The sequence below is a fragment of the Micromonospora sp. SH-82 genome (genome assembly GCF_051132485.1).
Lineage (GTDB): Bacteria > Actinomycetota > Actinomycetes > Mycobacteriales > Micromonosporaceae > Micromonospora.
Genome location: NZ_CP148049.1, coordinates 967,504 through 990,664 on the forward strand (window position 1 = coordinate 967,504; position 23,161 = coordinate 990,664).

Here is a 23,161-nt window from a genome sequence, read left to right on the forward strand (position 1 = left end):
GGTCGCGCAGCGAAATCCTCCACCGCGCTCCGTTCTCCGCCCTGGACAGAACGTGACAAATACGGCCCGACTTGGCTTATGTTGCCCATAACGACATTTATTCCTTCTAACCGGGTGAAAGTTCCCCTAATCTTGCCACCAGACAGAGGCGCCCTCTTTCTTCGAAACACCTCGAATCGATGCTGGGGCATGAAGGGAGCGGAACCGTGCGTGGTACCGACTGGACCTGAATCGACTGAAGCGACGGCGCAACGACTAGACTGCACGCATCACGACGTGATGCCCGGGGAGTGGTGTGACACTTTCCCAGCGACGAGCACACGAGACCGACAGGCGGCTACGGCTGCTCGTCGGTCTCGTCGTCGTTCTCGCCACCGCCGTCGTCGGCGGGGCGCTCCACCTCGCCGTGACCTCGCCCTTCCCCACCTCGGCCACCGACGGCGCGACAGTCGTGATGCTGGCCTTCCTGATCGCCGTCGGCACCCGGGTCACCATCCGGATCCGGATCCGCTCCACCAACCAGTCGATCAGCTGGAACGAGACCGCGATCATCGTCGGGGCGGCCATCGCCCCCGGCCCCTGGGTGGTGCTCTGCACCGCCGTGGGCATCGCCATCGCCTTCCACCGGTTGCCCCGGATCAAACTGGCCTTCGGCGTCGGCAAGAACGTCCTGGTGGCGCTCGGCGCGGTCACCACCCTGACCGCCCTGGACTGGCGCTGGCCCCCTGAACAGGCCTTCGACATGGTGGCACCGCTGGCGGTGGCCTACCTCGTCGCCGCCGTCATCGACGACGTCCTCGCGATCCCGGCCATCGCCCTGGCCAGCGGGAACAAGATCCCCCGCCAGTTCCGCACCAACCTGGACCTCCGGCTCGCCGGCTTCGCCGCCCGGTTCGTGGTGGCGGTCTGCACACTGCTGATCCTGCGGGCCGACCCACGGCTGCTGCTCGCCGTACCGCCCCTGGTGCTCAGCCTGCACCTGGCCTACTCCGCCCGGGTCCGGGCCCGGACCGAGCAGCAGACCTGGCAGCGCCTCGCCCGTACCACCGACGCACTCAACGTCGTCGACCTCGACCGGGTCCTGACCACAGCCGTCGTCCAGGCCGCCGAACTCTTCTCCGCCGACGAGGTCGAGATCGCACTCCCCACCGTCGACCGGACCGTACGCGGCACCAACGCCAGCATCACCTACGACGGCCCCCACGACGACACCGCCGCCACCACCGGCACCGTCGTCCCGATCGCCCTCGAAGGACACGACGGCACCGACGACGTGGGCGCCCTGCGACTCGGGTTCCACGGGCCGGTACGCCTCTCCGAACGCGAGCAGTACACCCTGCGTACCTTCGCCTCGGCGCTCTGCACCGCGGTCCGCAACGCCCAGGCGTACGCCGAACTGGCCCGGGTCTCCGAGGAGCACGCCCACGCCGCCAGCCACGACGCGCTGACCGGCCTGGCCAACCGACGGCACCTCCTGGAACAGGGCACCCGACAACTCAGCACCCGACACGCCGACGGGGTCACCGCCCTGGTGCTGATCGACCTCAACCACTTCAAGGAGGTCAACGACACCCTCGGGCACACCGCCGGAGACCGGGTCCTCGCCCAGGTCGCCGACCGGTTGCGCCACGCCGCCCGCCCCGACGACCTGGTGGCCCGGCTCGGCGGCGACGAATTCGCCGTCCTCCTGCGCGGCCTGCCCGCCCCGGCCGTCGCCGCCCACCGCGCCGAACGGCTGCTCGGCGCACTCGACGAACCCGTCGACGTGGACGGGATGCGGATCAGCGTCGAGGCCAGCGGGGGCATCGCGGTACCCGGTCCCGACGGCGGGATGCCCGAACTCCTGCGCCGCGCCGACGTCGCCATGTACCAGGCCAAACGCTCCGGCCAGCGGCTCTGCACGTACGCCACGACCAGCGACACCGCCGACCTCGCCCGGCTCACCCTCGGCGGCGAACTGCCCCGCGCGGTCGCCGACCAGGAGTTCACAGTCAACTTCCAGCCGATCGTCGACCTGGCCACCGGAGAGGCGATCGGCGCCGAGGCACTGGCCCGGTGGCACCACCCCACCCACGGGATGATCGACCCGATGCGGTTCCTGGAGGCGGTGGAACGCTCCGGTCTGCTCCCCGCCTTCGCCGACGCCATCCTCGACCAGGCTCTGCTGGCCGTCACCGCCTGGCGCGAGGCCGGATTCGACCTGCCGGTCGCCGTCAACGTCTCCCCCCGCAGCCTGCTCGACCCGCAGTTCCCCCGATCGGTGCTGACCCGACTCCGCGCCCACGACCTGCCCCCCGACCGGCTGATCCTGGAACTGACCGAGACCCTCACCCTCAGCCAACTCGACGTCGTCGACCAGGTGCTCGGTCGACTGCGCGACGCCGGCATCCAACTCGCCCTCGACGACTTCGGCACCGGCTACTCGTCGCTGTCCCTGCTGTCCCGCGTCCCCGTACACGAACTGAAGATCGACCGCAGCTTCGTCACCGCGATGGACACCTCCGCCGAGGCCGCCGCCGTCATCCGCTCCACACTGGACCTGGGCCGCAGCCTCGACCTCACGGTCGTCGCCGAGGGGGTCGAGAACGAGCCGCAACGACGTGCCCTCTGGGAGCTGGGCTGCACCGCCGGCCAGGGCCACCTCTTCGCCCGGCCGATGTCCTCCAGCGCCCTCCTGGCCACGTTCCGCCGGGGCTCCGGTGGACGACCCGGCAGCCTCGCGCCCCCACTGCACGACTCCGGGGCGGTCATCCGGCTGCCCGGCGGTCGCCGCCAGCCCGGCCGGGCCCGCCCCGACCGTCACCCCCACCTGCCCGCCTGAGGGCACCGCACTGCCAGACTGGCGGCGTGATCGTCGCCGCCGACCGGGAGTCGGGCAGCCGTTGGCAGATCCTGGACCGGGCCGCCGGCGGTCTCCCCCTCGACCTCGCCCTCTACGCCGGATCGACGGTGTTCGCAGCGGTCACCGCGCTCGTCTCCACCCTGCCGCCACACCGTGGCTGGGGCACCGTGGCCGCCGTCGGCTACCTCGTCGCCGCGCTCGTCGTCATCGGCCAACTCCTCGTGCGCCGTCGCCACCCGGACTCGCCAGTGACCGGCACCGCCGCCCGGTGGGCGGTGACCGCCGGGACCTTCACCGTGGTCGCCCTGGTGCCGGTGGGACTGCAGAGCGCCCAACGGGCCGCCGGACGCACCGACCGGGCACAGGAGGAGGTCCTGGTCATCGAGGAGTCCGGCCGACGGCTCGTCGAGGACGGCACCCCCTACCTGGCCCGGGACGCCATCGCCGCCCTCCCCGCCGACGAACGGCTCCTCGGCTACACCCCGTACCAACCGGGGATGGCCCTGTTCGGTCTGCCCCGGGCCGCCCACGACGCCTGGTGGACCGACGCCCGGGTCTGGTTCGCGGTGGCCACGCTCCTCCTGCTCGCCCTCGCCGTCCGGACGCTGCGCCGCATCGACCCGCCGCACGGGATCACCCCGCACCGCAACCGCCTACTGCTGCGCGCCGTCCAGATGGCGACCGTCCTGCCGGTCTGCGCGCTCACCCTCGCCACCGGCGGCGACGACCTGCCCGTACTCGCGCTCTGCCTGCTCGCCCTCGCCCTCGCCGCCACCGACCGCCCCGGCCTGGCGGGTGTCGCGGTGGGCGTGGCCGGGGCGCTGAAACTCCTCGCCCTGCCGATCGCCCTCGTCCTGATCTTCTGGGGGGCCACCCGACGGGTCGGACTCCGGGTCGCCGTCGGGGCGCTCGGGCTCCCGGTGCTCGCCCTGCTGCCCGTCCTGCTCGTCGACCGCGCCGCCCTGACCGAGAACGTGCTCCGGTTCCCCCTCGGGCAGGGTCTGGTCACCAGCCCCGCCCAGTCCCCGTTCCCCGGCTTCCTCATCGCCGACGCCCTGCCCGCCGGTCGGGCGGTCGCCGCGACGCTACTGGTCGCTGCCGGGCTGGCAATCGCCGTCCGACTCGTGTGCCGCCCGCCCCGCACCGCCGCCGCCAGCGCCCTCTTCTGCGGGTACGGGCTGCTCGCCGCGATCGCACTGATGCCCTCGACCCGGTTCGGATACCTGCTCTACCCGCTCGCCCTGCTGGCCTGGGCGGCGGCGGTGTCGACGACCCCAGTTTCCCGAGACGTCGGCGCGGACCGGCGCGAGAGCGTAGACCTGAGAACGTGAAGAACTACAGTGACCGGGCCGAGGCCGGCGCCACCCTCGCCGAGGACCTCTCCCGGCTGGCCGGGCGGCCGGACGTCGTCGTGCTCGGGCTGGTCCGGGGCGGCGTGCCGGTGGCCCGGGTGGTCGCCGACTCCCTCGGTGCCCCACTGGACGTCCTCGTGGTCCGCAAACTCGGCCACCCGAGCGCCCCTGAGGTGGCCTTCGGCGCGCTCGGCCCCGGCGGGGTCGAGGTGCTCAACGAGGCGGTCGCGGAGCGGATCGACCCCACCGAGATCGCCGAGGTACGCCGCCGCGAACAGACCGAACTCGACCGCCGGGAACGCCGGTACCGGGCCGGTCGGGCACCGCTGGACCTGACCGGGTGTACCGCTGTCGTCGTCGACGACGGACTGGCCACCGGGGCCACCGCCCGCGCCGCCGTGGAGGTGTCCCGCCGGTTGGGCGCGAACCGGGTGGTGCTCGCCGTGCCGGTCGGCTCCACCGAGGCGTACGACCTCCTCGCCGCTGCCGCCGACGAGGTGGTGTGTCCCCTGGTCCCGACCGGTTTCGGCGCGGTCGGCGCGTACTACGACGACTTCCACGAGGTCGACGACGACGAGGTGACCGCCGCGCTGACGACACGGTCGTGACATCGGCAGGTACCGTCAGACCATGCTGACCTGTCCTAAGTGTCGCGGCGAGATGCGCCAGTACGAGCGCAGCGGCGTCGTCATCGACCAGTGTGGTGAATGTCGGGGGATCTTCCTCGACCGTGGTGAACTCGAGAAACTCTTCGAGGCGGAGGCGAACTGGAACAGCCGTAACTCCGGGGCCGTCCCGGGACAGCCGGCCGCCCCCGCTCCGGGCGGGTACCCGCCGCCCCCGCCGCCGCAGCACCAGCCCGGTTACCCTCCGGCCCCGCCGGTCCAGGGCTACCCGTCCCACGCTCCCGGTTACCCGGCTCCGGCCCCGGCGTACGGCGGCCACGGGCAGCAGCACCACGGCTACCACGGCCACTACCGTCGGAAGAAGAACAAGGGCTTCCTCGACGAGATGTTCGGCTGATCATTTCTCCGATCGGGCCGGGTGCATCCCGGCCCGATCAGACGATCGCCATGTCGACGAAGCGGGACAGGTGGAGCTGGGCCGCCACCGTGATGGAGTCCGTCGGCCCGTTCCGGTGCTTGGCGACGATGAAGTCAGCCTCGCCGGCCCGAGGCGACTCCTTGTCGTAGTAGTCGTCTCGATGCAGGAGTATGACAACGTCGGCATCCTGCTCAATAGAGTTGTGGGTTGCGATTCCGTTGGCGATGAAGTTGTGTGTGCCGAGGACAGTGGCGTCATAGACTTCCTGAACTCCCAACGACTCGATCGAGACGATCTCGTCCCAAAAGATGTCGTTGGTTGCATGCAGTTCAAGGTCGACAGCGTCGAGCACCTTGGCGATCTGCGTAAGTCTGGATCGGCTTGGCGAGTGTTTCCACATTGTGCTTCCGCAGAATTGAGTGCCCATGGCGGCAGCGAACTGTCGATGGGTGACACCCTGCTCCACCAGGATCTCCCGGATCCGGGTCCATACCTCCTTCGGCACCGTGTCGACGTTCGGGTTACTGGTGGACTGTTCGAGCACCTCAGTCAGTCTGACGCAGTTCTCCGATCGCGCTCCGTGGACACCGATCTCCCGCAGAAAGCGAAGCTGGTCGTCCCGCCCGGAGATGTCGAGGGTGTACTGCGGGCGGTGGCGAGCCACCGGCACCGCTTTGAGCCTGCCGGTGATGCCGTAACGGAGCAGCAGCCGGGAGAGATCCTCCAGCAGACGTCGACTGGTGGAGCTGTAGTAGACCCGCCCACCGCGACCGGACTTGTTGACGAACACCGAACCATCGGTGGCCCAGATGTGCCGAAGGAAGAGGGTCACCTGCTCCTTGGGAAGTGCGAAGAACCTGGCGGGCACGAACTTCTCGTGTGAACGCAAACCAAAGAGACCCATGCCGTCGAGCCACTCTGCAATGGGATTGCGACGTCCTCGGGCAAGCCGGAACGGCGCGGGAAGTCGCAGCGTCGTCACTCGGGCAGCAGCGTATTCGTCCCTGATGGCGGATATGCCGAAGTGCTTAGCCGCCTCGGCCACCGCAGTGAGATTTTCTTCGTCGCAACTGGCGTACCTGATCGGCTGCCGACGCACGAAGGACCCGTCACCGAGCATGTGGGCCAAGAGCACGACTTCCGCCTCGGGTAGCGGCCTGAGGGCGAGGGCAGGGGGAATGTGGCGAGGTGCTGCCACCCGAGCACCTACTTCCAGGTCGCCGAGCGGCTGCCAACCGCCGAACGTGAGGAAGGGGTGGTTCGCGGTCGCCTCGATCTGCTTGCCGGAGGCGAGTGTCATTCGAAACGTCTCACGGTGACCGCTGGGAAAAACGTGGGTCATGGTTCGAGGCGTGTAGCGGAGCGACTCGTCCAGTGCCCACACCGGAATGTCTTTCGTCTGCGCTTCCAGCAGTTCCCCGAGCGTGATCTCGGAGTTGTCGTCCGCGCGGATGAGTCTGGTGGCAGCCACCAGACATCCAGATTCCCGCAAATCGGACAATTGAGGGCGCTTGTCAGTACGTTGCTCCGGGCCACGGTTGAGCTGACTCACCGCGATGACCGGGCACTCGACCTCCTTGGCCAGCAGCTTCAAGCCCCGGGAGAGGTCCGCGACCTCCTGCTGGCGGCTCTCGGTCCGCTTCGGCGAGGTCATCAGCTGGAGATAGTCGACCACGATCATCTTCAGGTCGTGCTTCTGTTTGAGCCGCCGGGCCTTGGACCGGATCTCCATCAGGTTCATGCTCGGGGTGTCGTCGACGAAGAGCGGGGCCTCGCTGATCTCCCCCATGCACCGGGCCAGCTTGGTCCAGTCGTCGTCGGAGAGCTGCCCGCTGCGCAGCACGTGCAGCGGCACCCGCGCCTCGGCCGAGAGCAACCGCATGACGATCTCGACCTTGCTCATTTCGAGGGAGAAGATGGCGGCGGCCTGGTTGGCCCGGATCGCCGCGTTGCGGGCGAAGTCCATCGAGGCGGTGCTGTTGTGGGTGGGCACCATGTCCCGCCCGGCCAGGTAGAGGTGCTCCGGGTGGTCGACGGTCACGCAGCGGACCGGCACGCTCGGCACCGGTCGGACGGCGACGACGTACCGGGCGCGTGACCTCGGACCGGCAGGGGGCCGGTGGGCGGCGTGCGCCGCCAGCTTCTCCGCCACCCGGAACACCGGCTCGTCGGCGGTGACAGTGACGGTGCCGTGCTCGTCGACGGTGCCGTGGTGACCCAGACCGACCACCAGCTCGCGGAGGTCCTCGGCCAGCTCGACGGTGGCGACGGCGCAGCGGATCTCGCCGGTCGGCGTGACGGTGCCGGCGGCGTCCAGGATCCCGGCGAGCAGGTCCCGCCGCTGTCCCTCGGCGGCCCGCAGGTAGCCCCGGGGAATCCGGCCCGCGTCCGCCGCCGCGCCGAGACGGGTCCCCACCTGGTACGGCGCGACCGCCAGATCCCGGTGCGGAAGCTGGAGGGGAGCGCAGTTGCCCACCGCGTGGTGGGGCCGCCCGTCGTCGTTCCACAGGCTCGCGGCGACCTCGGCGGTGGTCAGGACCTTGTCGAGGTCCCCGCCCGCCACGACGGTGGTGGTCCGCCAGAGGTGTTCGGCGTCGGCGACGACGACCGCGCCGTCGCTGAACTCGACAGCGAAGCAGGGGCGGTCGTGGCGGACCTCGAAGGCGTGCGTGACGGTGGTGGGGGTCCCGTCGGCGGAGATCAGCCGGTCGCCGACGGCGACCTCGCCCATCGTGGTCCACCCGTCCGGGGTGGGGAGCGGGGTGTCCAGGGCGAGGGCCTTACCGAGACCGGGTCGCCCGGCGACGATGATCAACTGCCCGGGGTGCAGGCCGTTGAGGAGCCGGTCCAGGTCGGTGAAGCCGGTGGGTACGCCGGTCATCACGCCACCCTGGGCGCCGACCGCCTCGATCTCGTCGAGGGTGGGCTGGAGCATGTCGGCCAGGACCGCGAAGTCCTCGCTGACCCGCTTCTCGGTGATGTCGTACACGGCCTGCTGGGCGAGATCCACGATGTCGTCGACGTCCCGGCTGCCGCCACCGGCAGTGCCGTACCCGAGTTGCACGATCCGGGTGCCGGCCTCGACGAGACGCCGCAGCACCGCGCGTTCGCTGACGATCCTGGCGTAGTAGCCGGCGTTGGCGGCGGTCGGGACGCTGGCGATCAGGGTGTGCAGGTACGGCGCTCCGCCGATCCGCCCGAGGTCACCGGAGTCGGCGAGGGCGGCGGCGACGGTGATCGCGTCGGCCGGTTCGCCCCGACCGTAGATCTCCAGGACGGCGTCGTAGACGGTGGCGTGGACCGGCCGGTAGAAGTCGTTGCTCTTGAGGATCTCGACGACGTCGGCGATGGCGTCCTTGGACAGCAGCATGCCCCCGAGGACGCACTGCTCGGCGGCGATGTCCTGCGGCGGGGTCTTCTCGTACTGACCTTCGCGTTGCTGTGGTGCGGACGGCGGACCGCCGACCCGCGGCTCCGCCCGTTCGTCCGTGACCGACACGGGTCCCCCTCCACTGCGTCGGATCAATCCCCGGCGTGACCAGCCAGGGCGCGGCAACTTCCGACCGACCGGCCCGCTCGATCGGGGGCCATCGCACGGCCGGTCGGGGGGTAACCATACGGAAATCGAGGTCAGCGCTTCAACAGCACCGGTGGACGAGTCTCGGGACAACCTGTGGACAGCGTGGACCAACATGTGCGCAGCGTGTGCACAGCCTGTGGACAACCGCTGGGGAATTCTGTGCCACAAGCCTGTGACCTGGGGTTATGCCGTACCCACCCTGTGGACAAAGAATTTCCGTTCAGGTCAGGTGCCCGATCGTCCCGTACTATTCCCTGCTGACGGCTACACCAGGTCAGCAGGTTGCACATTCGGTTGAGAAGGGTCACGCTCCGGCCGTGAGCTACCGGGACTGGGCACGCGGGGAGGGCAGCCCGCGCGAGCCGATCTCATCGTGGGGCGATTCCGGCGAATCGGTCCCGGACTCCGGCGACGACGCCGGCAGGTACCGCACCCCGAGTCGGCGTCGGGCCATCGAGCGGGGACAGCAGGAGCCGGTCGACGCGTACCTGCCCCGCTGGGCGGTGGAGTCCGGCGTCGAACGGGCCGACGGCGGCGGACGCCACGCGGCCCCCGACGAGGAGCCGGCCCCCCGCCCCGGGCGACGACGGGCCGCCGAGAGCCCCGAGGGGCGACGGGCCGCAGAGACCCTCGGAGGGCGACGGGCCGCCGAGAGCCCCGGAGGGCGACGCCGGGCACGGGAGAGCACGGAGCCGGCCGAGGCCGGCGGAAGCGTCGGCCCTTCGGGGTCGGCCGAGGCCGCCGGGACTGTCTGGTCCTCGGGGTCGACCGAGCCCGCCGGAACCACCTGGTCTCCTGGTTCGGGTTCCGCCGGGCTGGAACACACGCAGGAGTGGACCTTCGACCGTCCGCAGCAGGACGGGTACGTCGGGAGTCGCCGGGCCGAGGCTGACGAGCAGAAGCCGGTGTCCGGTGCTCCTTCCCGCAGCCGACCCCGTCGCTCGGCGTCACGTCGACCGGAGGTGGTCTGGAGCACCCTGGAGGACACCACCTCGGGCACCGGCCCCGCCTCCGGGGCCGGAGCCGGAGCCGAGGACCGGCCAGCCGCCGAGCCGACCCCGTCCACGCCCCCGTCGCCGGGACGGGGTCGGCGTGGGCGGCGCGCCTCGACCCCGACCTGGTCGGATTCGGCAGGTCAGGGATGGGAACGCTCCCCCGACCAGTCCGGCGTGGACCAGCCACCTGTCGACCCGTGGGGCGGGGCGGGCCGTCAAGCCGGACGCCGGGGGCGGGAGGCCGGACGGCGCCGGCAACGGGCCGGTGAGGAGCCGGAGAGCACCTTCGGCGGTCAGGTCGACAGCACGGGCCAGTGGGATCGGATCCCCGCCGTCGACCCGTGGGACACCGGCGGTGTCGGTGGGCGGCGCACTGACGACACCGACCAGTGGGACCGTACCGACACCGGTCAGTGGGACCGTACCGACACCGGTCAGTGGGGGCGGGCGGACGCCGACCGCTGGTCCCGGCTGCCCGGCCCCGACCCGTGGGAGGACACCGGGGTCGGCCTGGCTCCGATCAGCGACACCGGCGCACCCACCAGCGCCGGCGGCGCACCGGTCAGCGGTAGCGAGGTACCGGTCAGCGGGGTGTGGGACCGGGACGGACGGCCGGAGGAGACCGGTCTCTCCGGTGGTTGGTCGGACGGCGACCGGTGGAGCCGGGGCCTGGGCGCCGACGACGGCCGGGACGACCCCAGGTGGACGCAGCCGTCGACGGCGGCCCCGCAGTCACCGGCGCTCGGCTACTCCTCGTCCCGCTGGCAGGTGACGGGCGAGGACCCCGCCCTGACCGGTGGTCGGGGCACCACCGGCGGTCGGGTCGCGAGCGACCACACGTCGCCGGGATTGCGGCCGACGACCGGCCGTACCTCGGTGGGACGCCGGTCCGCCCTCGACGACACGTCGTTGGCGCCGGTCAGCAGCGTGACCCGGTCGTCCGGCGCGGCGGCGAAGCGGCGGACCATCGCGGCGCCCGGTTCGTGGTCCCGACGACTTGAGGACGACCTGCTCGACCCGGACCCGTCCGGGCCGTTCCGTCCGCTGGTCTACACGGTCGCCTGTTACCTGGTGCCGGCGTTCCTGGTCGTCCTGTGGCTGCTCACCCTCGACGGTGCGCCGCCGCCGGACTGCGTCACCGACATCACCGGGGGCGGCTGCGCCTCGCCGCGCTCGCAGGCGTTCGGCTCGCTGGGGGCGGGTACGCCCCGGTTCGGGTTGGCGCTCGCCAGCAGCCTGCTGGTGGCGGAGTTCCTGCGCCGGGTGGGTACGACCTGGCGTGCGGCGACGATAGCCCTGGCCGCCGCCGTGGTCGGCGGTGGTCTCTCCACCGTGATGATCAGTGTGGTGACCGGTCAGCCGATCGGCTGACCACCGAGGAAGGGCCACCCGCCCCTGACGACGGTGGTCCCCGGACGCGGTCCGGGCCCGCACCCCGGGTGGGGGTACGGGCCCGGATCGTCGTACGGCCGGTGTCAGCCCTGCTGGACGTTCAGGTCGAACTTGGCGGTCACCTCGGGGTGCAGCTTGATCTGCACCGGGTAGGAACCGGTCGACTTGATGGCACCGGGCAGTTCGAGACGACGCCGGTCGAGGGTCGGTCCACCGGCGGCCTTGACGGCGTCGACGATCTCGGCCGACGTGACCGAGCCGAAGAGCCGTCCGCCGTCACCGGCGCGGGCCTTCAGGTTGACCTTGAGGCCTTCGAGCTGGCCCTTCACCTCGTTGGCGTGGCCCAGGTCGCGGATCTCACGGGCCGAGCGGGCCCGCTTGATGACCGTGACCTGCTTCTCAGCACCCTTGCTCCAGACGATCGCGAAGCCCTGCGGAAGCAGGTAGTTACGGCCGTAGCCGTTCTTGACCTCGACGATGTCGCCGGGGGCACCGAGGCCGGAAACCTCCTGGGTAAGGATGATCTTCATATCGGTGCCTCCTCTCAGCGGGTGGTGGCCGTGTACGGCAGGAGCGCCATCTCACGGGCGTTCTTGACCGCACGGGCGATCTGCCGCTGCTGCTGCGAGGTGACGCCGGTCACCCGCCGAGCGCGGATCTTGCCGCGGTCGGAGATGAACTTCCGCAGCAGAGCGGTGTCCTTGTAGTCGATGTAGGTGATCCCGTCCTTGTCGAGCGGGTTCACCTTCTTCTTGGGCTTGCGAAGGGCCGCAGCCTTAGCCATAGCTCGGGCTCCTGGTTTGCGATCGCGGGCGCTCTGCGCCATTAGAACGGGGGCTCCTCATCAAAGTTTCCGCCACCCGAACCACCGCGCGAGGGTGCTGGCGCAGCCGAAGCCCAGGGGTCGTCGAAGTTGCCTCCGCCGCCACCCTGACCACCGCCACCACCGAAGCCGCCACCACTGCTGCCGCCGGAGCGGGACATCTTCTGCACCTTCGCCGTGGCGTAGCGCAGGGACGGGCCGATCTCGTCGACCTCCAGCTCGATGACTGTGCGCTTCTCTCCCTCGCGGGTCTCGTACGACCGCTGCTTGAGCCGGCCGGACACGATCACCCGAGCGCCACGCTGCAGCGACTCGGCGACGTGCTCGGCGGCCTGCCGCCAGACGGTGCACGGAAGGAACAGCGGCTCGCCGTCCTTCCACTCACCCGACGCCTTGTCCATGAACCGGGGCGTCGAGGCGACCCGGAACTTGGCTACCGCGGCCCCGGATGGGGTGAACCGCAACTCGGGGTCATCGGTCAGGTTCCCGATGACCGTGATGGTGGTGTCTCCTGCCATGACCATCTCCTCGCGCACTCGTCAGTTCGCGTACAGGCTCTCAGAGGTGTACGACAGCCTGACGAGGCTGATCCGGGCGATTACTGGGGTTGACTGCTCAGCGCACTTCCGGCCGGATGACCTTGGTGCGCAGCACGGACTCGTTGAGTCGCAGCTGACGGTCCAGCTCGGCCACGGCCGCAGGGGTGGCCTGCAGGTCGATGACGGCGTAGATGCCCTCGGTCTTCTTGTCGATCTCGTACGCGAGGCGCCGGCGACCCCAGACGTCGGTCTTCTCCACCGAGCCACCCGACGTCCGGATCACGTTCAGGTACGTGTCGAGCGACGGTGCGACGGTGCGTTCCTCGAGGCTGGAGTCGAGGATCACCATGACTTCGTAATGACGCAAGACGTGCTCACCTCCTGTGGGCTATGCGGCCACGGTCCTTCCGTGGCAGGAGGTCGTGCGTCGCTGCCCGCCCCGATCCCCGGGGGATCCCGGTCGGTTGCGGACAACCGGACCAGGATAGCCGGTCGGGACGATCTTCCCCCGGGCAGCCTGGCCGGGACGTGCGACAGGGGTCCGCTCCGACACACGAGTGCGGGCGGACCCCTGTCCACGAGACCGCGGGACGTCCCGTCCGCATTCCTTGGGTGGGACCTGGGGAGGAACGACCACACCGATGAGGTTGGACCGAAGACGCCCCGCGGAGCTTTATTGCGTTGTTATCCAACGATACAACGGGTCTCGTCGCTTGTATGAGCAAATGCGGTATTTTCCGGTTGATCTGATCCGGGCCGCACGCTCACACTCCGTACACCTTCCGGCGTCGTCAGACGTCGATGCCGTACCTGCTCAACGACGAGGTCCCCGGTCGGTGACGCGCCGCGTCGACCCGTCCCACCCGGTCGGCGGGCGACGGCGGCGACACCCGAGGGTTCGTCGTCCACCGGTTCGGCGACGCGACGTAGGCTCGCCTGCATGCGTATCGGAGCTCACGTCGATGCGGCCGACCCACTGGCGGAGGCGACCAGCCGCGCCGCCGAGGCCGCGCAGTTCTTCCTCGCCGACCCGCAGGGCTGGAAGGCACCGACTCCACGGACCGACGCGGACCGGTTGCGCGCCGCCGACATCGACCTCTACGTCCACGCGCCGTACGTCATCAACGTCGCCACCCTCAACAACCGGATCCGGATCCCCAGCCGGAAACTGCTGGTGTCCCACGCCGCCGCGGCAGCGGCGATCGGCGCCCGGGGACTTGTCGTACACGGTGGACACGTCAACGCCGGAGACGACCTCTCGGTCGGCTTCGACAACTGGCGGAAGACCTTCGCGTACGCGGCGGAGTCCGGGGGATTCCCCCTCCCCGTGCTGATCGAGAACACCGCCGGTGGGGACAACGCCTGCGCCCGGCGACTCGACTCGCTGGCCCGGCTCTGGGACGTGATCGGCGACTACGGCGTCGGGTTCTGCCTGGACACCTGCCACGCCCACGCGGGCGGTGAGGAACTGCTGGGCCTGGTGGACCGGGTCAAGGCGATCACCGGTCGGATCGACCTGGTCCACGCGAACAACTCCAAGGACGGGTTCGGGTCGGGCCGGGACCGACACGACAACCTGAACGGCGGCACCATCGAATCCGACCTGCTGGTCGCGGTGATCCGGGCGGCCGACGCCCCGGTCATCGTGGAGACCCCCGGCGGCCTCGCCGGCCAGGGCGCCGACATCACCTTCCTCCGCGAGCAGCTCGGCGGAGAGGTCGCGTCGGCATGACCACCGACCAGTCCGACGCCGCCGCCGACCCCCGCCCCACCGACGGCCCGTCGGGCGAACCCCCCGCCCCCTCGACGGACGCCACCGCAGAGACCACCACCGAGAGCACGGCGACCGACGGCGACCCACCCGCGAGACCGCCCGCCGAGTCCACCACGGGCGGGTCCACGGCGGCCGAGTCGAAGGCGGCCGGTTCCACGGCAGCCGAGTCGACAGCGGACGATCGGGGGGCCGGGAAGGCAACGACGGAGGCCGCAGCAGCCACCGCTACGACGGCCGGATCCGGTGGGAAGGCAGCGCCGGGCAAGGTACCCGACGGTACGGCAGCCGAGGCCAAGGCCGCCGCCGAGGCGAAGACGACACCCGAGGCCAAGACCGCCGCCGAGGCCAAGACCGCCGCCGCCGAGGCCGACCCCAAGGCGGCGGTGGCGGCACCCGCGTCGCCGAAGTGGATGTTCTGGCGCAGGAAAGCCACCGACGGGAAGGCAGCCGGTGACCGGTCTACCGAGGACCGGTGGGGGGCCTTCGGTCCCGAGCCGGAGCGGGTTCCGACGGGGGCCGGTCGGGTCGTCCGGGCGGTCGGACGGACGGCGGTCCACGAGTGGACGTTGGCAGTCGTCGGATCTGTCCTCCTCGCCGTGGCGATGACCTGGCCGGCGCTGCGTCACCCGTTGCAGACGCTGCCCCAGGACTACTGGGACCCGAGCCTCCAGGCCTGGCAGATGGCCTGGTCGGGGCACATCCTCCTGACCAACCCGGGCCAGCTCTGGCACGCCAACACGTTCTTCCCCGAGTCGTGGAGCTTCGCCTTCTCCGACACGCTGCTCGGGTACGCCCCGGCCGGCATGATCGGTACCGGTCCCGAAGCCGCCCTCCTCCGGTACAACATCCTGTTCGTGCTGGCTCATGCGCTGGCGACGTTCGGGGCGTACGCGCTGGCCCGGCAGTTGGGGGCGGGCCGGATCGGCGGCGCGGTGGCCGGGGTGGGCTTCGCGTACGCGCCCTGGCTGCTCGCCCAGGCCGGTCACCTGCACGTGATCTCCAACGGCGGGATCCCCCTCGCCCTGGCCATGCTGGCCCGGGGACACGGCTGGTCCCTGCGGTACGGCTACCGACCCGCCCGGCGACACGAGGGGTGGGCGTATTCGGGTTGGCTCGTCGCCGCCTGGCAGCTCAGCCTCGGCTTCGGCATCGGGCTGCTGTTCGCGTACTTCCTCGCGGGCACGGTGCTCGTCGCCGCTGTCGTCTGGTTCCTGCGGAGGTACCTGATCCGGCCGGTGAAGCACCCGTTCGGTGTCCGGCTCCTCGTCGCCGACCTGGTCGGTGGAGCGCTCTTCGCCGCCGTCGGTCTGCTGCTGGCCGTCCCGTACTTCAAGGTGGCCGACCTGCATCCGCAGGCCGAGCGCACCCTCGGGGACGTGGCGATCTACTCACCACCGTGGTTTGGTTTCTTCACCGCGCCCGAGGAGTCCCGGATCTGGGGTGGGCTGCACGCCGGGGCCCGTGAGCTGCTGCCCTGGTCGCCGGAGATGACCCTGCTGCCCGGGTTCGTGCTGTACGCCCTCGCTCTCGGGGGGCTGTTCTTCTCGGTGTGGCGGCTGCGACACCGGCTGCTGATGTTCGCCGGGGTGGTGGTCACCATGATCCTGGCGATGGGGACCGAGTTCTTCGGCGGCACCTGGACGTACGCCCCGCTCTTCGAGTACCTGCCCGGGTGGAACGGGATCCGTACGCCGGGCCGGTTGATGCTCTGGACGACCCTGCTGCTCGGGCTGCTCGCCGCCGGTGCTGTCACCGCCGTCTGCATCCGGGTACGCGAACTCGCCGCCCAGCGGATCCCGTCCTGGCCGGGTCCGTGGCTACGGTTGGCGACCCTGCTGCCGCTGCTGTTGGTGCTGGCGGAGGGGCTCAACGCCACTCCGCACCCGGTGGTTCCGCAGCAGCCCGCCGCCATGCGGACCGTCAACGGGCCGCTGCTGGTGTTGCCGAGCAGCCAGAACCACGACCAGCCGGTGATGCTCTGGAGCACCTCGAAGTTCCAGGACCTGGTCAACGGCGGGAGTGGCTTCACCCCGCTCCAGTTGGAGCAGGTCCGCGAAGTCTCGGTCAACTTCCCGGACCAGACGAGCATCGACTACCTGCGCACCCTCGGGGTGCACAACGTCCTGGTGGTCCGGGACCAGGTCGCCGGTACGCCCTGGGAGGCGAACATCGACAAGGCCGTCGACCAGTTCGGGATCACCCGCGAGGAGCTCGGCGACACCGTCGTCTACCGGCTCTGACCTGTGGCGTGACACGGCACCGGCCCCGAGGGAACTCACCCTCGGGGCCGGTGCCGGTTCCTGTCAGACCGAGGCGGAGGCCCGGTCCGGATCAGGCGGAGGCCCGGGGTCGGGTCAGGCGGAGGCCGGTGTCGGTGTCGGGTCGCCGGCCGCGATGGTGGCCGGTTCGGCGGGGCGGCGACGCCGCCATCGGTCGACCCATGGTGCGTCCGGTGCCCCGTCGAGCACCCCGCCGTCCGGGTCGTCCGGGTAGGTCCTGCGGACCGCGTCCCGCTCCGGGTGGAGCACCTCTCGGATGATCAGGACGCAGAGCACCGCGACGGTTCCCCAGCGCAGCGCCGCCGCCAGCACGAACACCCCCTCGGGGAAGACCGGGGTGCCGACGGCGGTGCCGAGGAGTTCACCGTAGAAGGCGACGAAGTAGCCGACCTCGGCCAACTGCCAGGCGAGGAAGGCCCCCCACTTGGGGCGGGCCAGCACCAGCAGGGGCAGGAGCCAGAGGACGAACTGCTGGGACCAGACCTTGCTGGTGAGCAGGAAGGCGGCGACGACCAGGAAGGCCAGGGGGGCCAGCCGGGGTCGGACGGGTGCCCTGACCGCCAGTACGGCCACCCCGATGCAGGCCAGCCCGAAGAGGGCGTACGAGATGTAGTTGAGGGTGTGGACGTTGGCGCTGAGCCACTCGAACGGCCCCTGGGAGCCGGGGCCGCTGAAGTTCACCCGGCCGTCGAGGTAGCGCCCGATGTACCAGAACGTCCCCCAGTCGATGGGACGGGTGCTGTTCAGCTCGAAGAACCGGCCCCACCCCTCGGGGTAGAGCAACGCCACGGGCACGTTCACCGCGACCAGGGTGGCCAGTCCCGTACCGAGGGCTGTCAGCGCGGCCCGGACCCGCCCGGAGCGCAGCCCCAGCACCAGGATCGGCCCGAGTATGAAGATCGGGAACATCTTGGCCGCCCCGGCCAGCCCGATCACCACCCCGGCCACCACCGGTTTCTTCCGCGCCCAGGCGAGCAGCCCGAATGCGGCCAACCCGATGGCGAGCAGGTCCCAGTTGACGGTGGCGGTGACCAGCAGGGCCGGGGAGAGCGCGAAGAGCGCCGCGTCCCAGGGTCGTCGGCGGCGCAGGGCGAGGATCACCGCGACCGTCGCCACCGCGAGCGCACTGAGGACCAGGGCGTTCGCGTTGTACGCCCACTGCCCCTGGTTGATCTCCGGGTTGTCCCGGCCGAGGTAGTACACCGGGAGGCCGAGCACGCCCATGAAGGCACCGGTCAGCACCGGGTACTCGACGGGGTGGTCCCGGTAGGGGACCTTGCCCTCGTTGAGCCCCTCGGCGTAGTAGAGCGCCAGGACGTCGGAGTAGCAGAACCGGGTGTACTGGATATTGTTCTGCCAGGCCCCGCTGTGGCAGGGGGACTTCTGCACCCAGTGCAGGACGAGGGTCAGACAGACCAGGGCGAGGACGATCCGGGCGGCGGTCCAGAACCGCTGCCGGGCTCGGCCCGAACGGTCCAGCGAGGACGCGTGGTCGCCGAGCGGGCCGCCGATCATCTGGGAGACACCGCGTACGAACCCGTCCGACCGGGACGGGTGGTCGCGGGGCGCGGACTCGTCGTCGACCCCTGGCGTGGGCTGGGTGCTCATGCCCAGCATCCTGCCGTATCGACAACCACTACAGAAGCTCATCGGGCCTGGCACCGGACGACATGGACCACGAGCACCCCGGCGATGTCAGTCATATCGAGGTGCGGATACAGGGATGCTGTCGATTCGGCCCTCGTTCGCCCGAGATGCTCTGGTAATAGCATTCACAGACGACCAGCCGACCGCAAAGCGAGTCAAAACTGTGGATGAATCACCCGACGGACCACAAGAGCGCTTCTCGGACTTCGACCCCCGCCCCGACACTACCGAAAGTAACGACACCTACCCGCCGGCGGATCCGAACCACGACTACTTTCGCGGCGGACCTGCGGCAGACGAACTCTGGTGGACACCGGAACACGACGACGGCCGGCTGGCTGCCCTGGACATGAGAACACCCGAGCCGGAGAACCTTCCGGCTTTTCTTCGGGAAGGACGGCCGATCGACTGGGACCGACTCACCCCGCAGCAGAGGGCCTACGAACGCCAGAAGACACGAAATCGAGCAATAAAGAATTGCCAAGAAATCCCAGAGTGGGCGTGGATGCAGCGAAGCAGTAATCGCGAGCGCGACGCCGACGACCGCCCGGTGAACTATGACCAACTCACCTTGAAATCCAAGAATGCTGCACGTCAGCAGGCACGGAATCGAGCAGCGGCAAGGGGAGACGAGGTCCCGGCGTGGGCGAGGGCGGACCCAGGCAAAGATCACAGAAGCTTCGCCGATCGCCCGGCCAACTACGACGAACTCACCAGTAAACAGCAGGAACAGGCGCGGCAGAGAGCGCGAAAGCGAGCGGCGGAGGAGGGGGAAGAACCCCCGGAGTGGGCAAGGATCGTACGCCGCCGGCTGGACGCCGACGGCCGCCCGGCCAACTGGGACGACCTCAGCCAACAACAGAAGTTGAACGCACGAGCGCATGCGCGGAGGCAAGCAGCAAAACACAACAGGGAAGTCCCAGATTGGGCAGCCAAGATACAGGACCGGAAACCGGCTACCAGTTCTGGACCATCCCCGTCGACTGTCGCCCGAACTGCCGCCCTGTCCCACCCCTCCATGACGGGGCAATCAGGTATGCCGCCCAGCTACCCCGCTCACTCCTACCCCGTCCACAGCTTCCACCAGAACCCGCCCACGCCACGCCCACCCAGCCGATGAACGAGAACCGTCGCGGGAACTGCTACGACGGCCTGTCCTGAAACGGCGTACCCCAGAACAGGAGACGGCGGCCGGGAGGATCCCGGCCGCCGTCGTCGCGTCAATCCCTAGTTGTCGCCGCCGCGTGGCGGTCGGACCGGGAACATCCCCCCGCCACCCTGCTCGGGCGGGGTCTCACCGCCGCCCGGACCACCGGGGTTGTCGTTGCCGCCGCCGTCGTTGCCGCCGCCGTCGTTACCGCCCCCGTCGTTTCCACCACCGTTGTTGCCACCACCGTTGTTGCCGCCCCCGTTGTTGCCACCGCCGGGGCAGAAGATGTCGACGAACCGGTTGCAGCCGGGGTTGCCGTTGCCCGGGTTGCCGGGGTTCTCCGGCTGCGGGTCCGGCGGCGGAGGCGGCGGGGCCTCGCCGTTACCGGCCTCGGTGTCGCCCATGCCGGTGATGCTCGGCAACTGCTCGACCTTGGCACCCTTGAGCGCCTCGTCCATGTACTTCTTCCACACCATGGACGGGATGTTGCCGCCGCCGATGTTGTTGCCGTCCTTGTCGAGGATCGCCGGCTTCTTCGGGTCCCGGCTGCCGATCCAGACCGCCGTGGCGAGCTGCGGGGTGTAGCCGACCATCCAGGCATGGGCGTTCTTGTCGGTGCTGTTGTGCTCCCAGGTACCGGTCTTGCCGGCCGCCGGGCGGTTGCCGTCCAGCCTGCCGTTCTGGCTGCTGGCGGTGATCTCCTTGAGGACCGCGCCGACCTCGTCGGCGACGTCCTTGCGGACCCGCCGCTCCGGGTCGAGCTTCTCCCCGGTCCCGGCGACCTTCTCCATCTTGCCGGTGTCCTTGTTCTGCCGCTCGACGGAGAGGACGAAGTGCGCCTTGTTGTAGACCCCGCCGTTGGCGAGGGTGGCCAGGCCGTTGGCGTGGTCGAGGACGGTGACCGGGTACTGCCCGTACCCGACGACCCGGTCGAACTTGCTCGGCGCGAGGTCCTCCGGCTTGTTCTTCATCAGGTCGTACGGCTTCGGCGGGTCGACGGTCCACATCGTCCCGACGCCCGCCTGGCGGGCCATGTTGACGACCTTGTCCGCACCGATCTTCTCGGTCAGGTGGAAGAACGGCACGTTGTACGACTGGACGGTGGAGACCTCCAGCGTGCAGTTCTTGCCACAGATACCGGCACCCCGGCCGGCGTTCTGGATCTCGGCGTCGTACCCCTCGGGCTTGAACGGGGTGGCGTCCCAGCGGGACTTGACCGACATCCCCGCCTCCAGCGCGGCGGCCAGGGTATAGACCTTGAACGACGAGCCCGGCGGGTGCCCGCCGACGATGTCGCCGTTGGAGTTGGTGTTCTTGCCGGCGTAGTCGAAGTCGGCGCCGCTGTCACCGCCGTAGTAGGCGAGGACCCGGCCGTTGCGCGGGTCGACGGAGACCACGGCGGCCATCAGGTTCTTCGGCTGACCGTTCAGGACCGAGCCCTTCCGACCCGGCTGGGCGGCCTTCTCCAGGGCGGTCTGCATCTTCGGGTTGATGGTGGTCTTGATCCGGTAACCACCCTCGCGCAGCTCGTCGACGCAGCTGGGCTTGCCGTCCGCGCCGGAGTTGGTGCACACGCCCCACTGCTCAAGCTCGGCCCGGACGTAGTTGATCACGTTGCCCCGGGGGGTGTTGACGCCGAACCCGTTGCCGTCCTTGCTCGGCTTGACCACCTTCGGGTAGTCGGTGGGACGCTCCGGCTTGCCGGGCGAACCGATCCACCCCTCGGTCTGCATGCCGTCGAGGACGTACCGCCACCGGTCCTGCGCGTCCTTGGGGTTGACCGACGGGTCGAAGCCCTGGTGGGTGTTGCTGGCCACCGGCTGCTTGATGACCGCGGCGAGCACCGCGCCCTCGGCGACGGTGAGGTCCTTGGCCCGCTTCTTGAAGTACGTGCCGGCCGCCGCCTCGATGCCGTACGCGCCCCGCCCGAAGTAGATCGTGTTCAGATAGTGCTGCATGATCTCGGGCTTTTTCATGTTGTCGTTCAGCTTGGAGGCGAGGATCGCCTCCTTCACCTTCCGGGCGTACGTGTCGTCCTTCAGGCTCGCGTACGCGTTACGGGCGTACTGCTGGGTGATCGTGGAGGCACCCTGCCGGTCGCCGTTGGAGAGGTTGTTCCACGCGGCCCGGGCGATGCCCTTGTAGTCCACACCGGAGTGCCGGTAGAAGTTCCGGTCCTCGGCGGCGGCAACCGCGTGCTGCACGTGCTCGGGGATGTCGTTGATGCCGACGATGGTGCGGTTCTCGTTGCCGAGCTTCGCCACCACCGTCTTGTTGTCGCTGGCGTAGACGGTGGTGGAGAGCGGCAGCGGCAGCTTGTCCGGGAGGACGACGGTGGTCGAGTAGTAGGTGAACCCGACCACGCCGAGACCGGCGAGCATGATGAAGACCGCGAAACTCGCGATCATCATGTTGACCCGCTTGCGCTTCTTGGCGCGGCGGACCGCGTCCGGGTCCCCGTCGCCGCGACCCCGTCGGCCGCCCCCGCCGGGACCGTTCGGGCCACCGCCCGATCCGCCGGAGCCCCCGAAGCCGTCCGCCCCGCCGAACAGGTCGGACTCCCGGGAGGCCGGGGAGACGGCGGCGCGGGCCACCGAGGCCCGTCCACCCGCACCGACACTCGCCCCGCCGACGGCGGCTCCGCCGACCGCGGCCGAGCCGACGCGGGCCCGACCCGGGGTGCCGGCGACGCCGGCCCGCCCGGCGGGTCCACCGACCGAGGCACGTCCCGCCGGACCTCCGACGCCCGCCCGGCCCGCCGAACCGGCACCGGGTGCCGGGGAGACCGGCACCGAGGCCCGACCGGAACGACCGGGCGGAGTGGGGGCACCACCCGAGGCCGGGGAGACCGGCACCGAGGCGCGGCCCGGCCCGGCCCGGCCCACCGGTGCCGCCGGGGGCGGTGTCGCCGCACCACGGGGCACCGGGGCGGAGCCGCCGACCGAGGCCCGGCCGCTGGACGCGGCGCGGGGCGTGACCGAAGCCGACGCCCGGCCGGTCGGGGCCGGACCATCCTGCACAGGTGACCTACCGGTCCCCGGCGAGCGGTACGCGTCGTCCGCATCTGGGATGTGCGCCCGCCCGTAGGGGGAACTGGGATCGCCGTACGAGTTCATTCCTCACACCCTGCCGGTCGCGGTGGGACGCGGATGCGCCGCCACCGGTTTGCCGTGAGTTGAAACACCCGTCACCGCAGCCGGCAGTCGCTGCGGCCCCCGGAGTGTTTTCCTGTCAGCCGACTCCACCGTTGCGCCTCTCGACCTCGACGCCGTCGGCGAGCCCGTCCCGGCCGAGCAGGTACTGCTCGACGAGGTGGTTCCAGCCACAGCCGAGGCACACCTCCACCACGAAGACCTGGAACTCACGCAGCGTCATCGCCAGAGCCGGTAGCTCGGCCCGGGTCCGCGCCTGGCCGGCGGACTGCCTGAGCTCGTCTCCATAAATGTAATGGACGTGCGTGAGGTTCTCACTGCGGCAGATCGGGCAGCGTTCCTCGGTGGCCTCCCCGTGGAACCGGGCGGCGTTCTTCAGATAGGGCGAGGCGTCGCAGACGTCGTACGTCCCGACCCGGCCCGCGACGAGCTCACGCAGAACTGCCCGCTTCTGGAGCGAGTAGTCGACCACCTGGCGAGAGCCACGCATGCGGCAAAGGGTACGCGGTTCGTCCCGGCGAGGCGACCGCCGTCACGATCCGTCACGGCGGCACGCCGTGGACTCGTGTTTGCCCTCGTTCCGACGAGCCGC

At 70.2% G+C, this 23,161-nt stretch carries 15 protein-coding genes; 7 read left to right on the top strand and 8 right to left on the bottom strand.

The genetic code is table 11. The annotated features are described in order from the left end of the window. Positions 1–295: 295 nt before the first annotated feature. The 4 genes from WHN02_RS04525 to WHN02_RS04540 are packed head-to-tail and all read left to right on the top strand — an operon-like array spanning position 296 to position 5,217. A complete protein-coding gene (locus WHN02_RS04525) occupies positions 296–2,821 on the top strand; it encodes a putative bifunctional diguanylate cyclase/phosphodiesterase (RefSeq protein WP_434742194.1) in 2,526 nt (841 codons plus the stop codon). Between the two features lie 29 nt (positions 2,822–2,850). After that, positions 2,851–4,173, top strand: a complete 1,323-nt coding sequence (locus WHN02_RS04530) for a glycosyltransferase 87 family protein (RefSeq protein WP_434743818.1) — start codon at positions 2,851–2,853, stop codon at positions 4,171–4,173. Continuing rightward, positions 4,170–4,802, top strand: coding sequence for a phosphoribosyltransferase (locus WHN02_RS04535; RefSeq protein ID WP_434742195.1), 633 nt, complete (start codon positions 4,170–4,172; stop codon positions 4,800–4,802). Before WHN02_RS04530 ends, WHN02_RS04535 begins: the two co-directional genes overlap by 4 nt. Before the next feature lie 22 nt (positions 4,803–4,824). Beyond that, complete coding sequence (locus WHN02_RS04540; protein ID WP_350895398.1) at positions 4,825–5,217, top strand: zf-TFIIB domain-containing protein; 393 nt, start codon at positions 4,825–4,827, stop codon at positions 5,215–5,217. Between the two features lie 37 nt (positions 5,218–5,254). On the opposite strand, the gene WHN02_RS04545 is transcribed toward WHN02_RS04540, so the two are convergent. Further along, positions 5,255–8,932 carry a replicative DNA helicase gene (locus WHN02_RS04545; RefSeq protein WP_434742196.1) on the bottom strand — a complete coding sequence of 1,226 codons (3,678 nt, stop codon included), beginning with the start codon at positions 8,930–8,932 and terminating at the stop codon, positions 5,255–5,257. Positions 8,933–9,135: 203 nt separating this feature from the next. On the opposite strand from WHN02_RS04545, the gene WHN02_RS04550 reads away from it, so the two are divergent. Beyond that, the gene (locus WHN02_RS04550) at positions 9,136–11,184 is read left to right on the top strand and encodes a hypothetical protein (protein ID WP_434742197.1); all 2,049 of its coding nucleotides are present in this window, start codon (positions 9,136–9,138) and stop codon (positions 11,182–11,184) included. A 104-nt stretch (positions 11,185–11,288) separates the two neighbouring features. On the opposite strand, the gene rplI is transcribed toward WHN02_RS04550, so the two are convergent. The 4 genes from rplI to rpsF all read right to left on the bottom strand — a co-directional run bounded on the left by rplI (position 11,289) and on the right by rpsF (position 12,934). Next, positions 11,289–11,735: a 50S ribosomal protein L9 gene (gene rplI / locus WHN02_RS04555; RefSeq protein WP_434742198.1), complete on the bottom strand. Its 447-nt coding sequence runs from the start codon at positions 11,733–11,735 to the stop codon at positions 11,289–11,291. A 14-nt stretch (positions 11,736–11,749) separates the two neighbouring features. Further along, positions 11,750–11,989 (bottom strand): 30S ribosomal protein S18, encoded by a 240-nt coding sequence (gene rpsR, locus WHN02_RS04560; protein ID WP_013289355.1) that lies wholly within the window; start codon positions 11,987–11,989, stop codon positions 11,750–11,752. 41 nt (positions 11,990–12,030) lie between these two features. Beyond that, positions 12,031–12,564: a single-stranded DNA-binding protein gene (locus WHN02_RS04565; RefSeq protein ID WP_350895402.1), complete on the bottom strand. Its 534-nt coding sequence runs from the start codon at positions 12,562–12,564 to the stop codon at positions 12,031–12,033. 79 nt (positions 12,565–12,643) lie between these two features. Then, the gene (gene rpsF, locus WHN02_RS04570) at positions 12,644–12,934 is read right to left on the bottom strand and encodes a 30S ribosomal protein S6 (protein WP_350895403.1); all 291 of its coding nucleotides are present in this window, start codon (positions 12,932–12,934) and stop codon (positions 12,644–12,646) included. A 573-nt stretch (positions 12,935–13,507) separates the two neighbouring features. On the opposite strand from rpsF, the gene WHN02_RS04575 reads away from it, so the two are divergent. Together WHN02_RS04575 and WHN02_RS04580 are read left to right on the top strand one after the other, a co-directional pair. Then, positions 13,508–14,299: a deoxyribonuclease IV gene (locus WHN02_RS04575; RefSeq protein WP_434742199.1), complete on the top strand. Its 792-nt coding sequence runs from the start codon at positions 13,508–13,510 to the stop codon at positions 14,297–14,299. Beyond that, positions 14,296–16,581, top strand: a complete 2,286-nt coding sequence (locus WHN02_RS04580) for a hypothetical protein (protein ID WP_434742200.1) — start codon at positions 14,296–14,298, stop codon at positions 16,579–16,581. The genes WHN02_RS04575 and WHN02_RS04580 overlap by 4 nt, the downstream gene beginning before the upstream one ends. 114 nt (positions 16,582–16,695) lie before the next feature. Here the strand turns inward: WHN02_RS04580 and WHN02_RS04585 are convergent, their stop codons facing one another. From WHN02_RS04585 to WHN02_RS04595, 3 genes are all read right to left on the bottom strand, one after another. Further along, positions 16,696–18,228: a glycosyltransferase family 87 protein gene (locus WHN02_RS04585; RefSeq protein ID WP_434742201.1), complete on the bottom strand. Its 1,533-nt coding sequence runs from the start codon at positions 18,226–18,228 to the stop codon at positions 16,696–16,698. Positions 18,229–19,494: 1,266 nt separating this feature from the next. After that, positions 19,495–22,533, bottom strand: a complete 3,039-nt coding sequence (locus WHN02_RS04590; RefSeq protein WP_434742202.1) for a transglycosylase domain-containing protein — start codon at positions 22,531–22,533, stop codon at positions 19,495–19,497. A gap of 115 nt (positions 22,534–22,648) precedes the next feature. Next, the gene (locus tag WHN02_RS04595; protein ID WP_434742203.1) at positions 22,649–23,059 is read right to left on the bottom strand and encodes a DUF5318 domain-containing protein; all 411 of its coding nucleotides are present in this window, start codon (positions 23,057–23,059) and stop codon (positions 22,649–22,651) included. Positions 23,060–23,161: the final 102 nt, after the last annotated feature.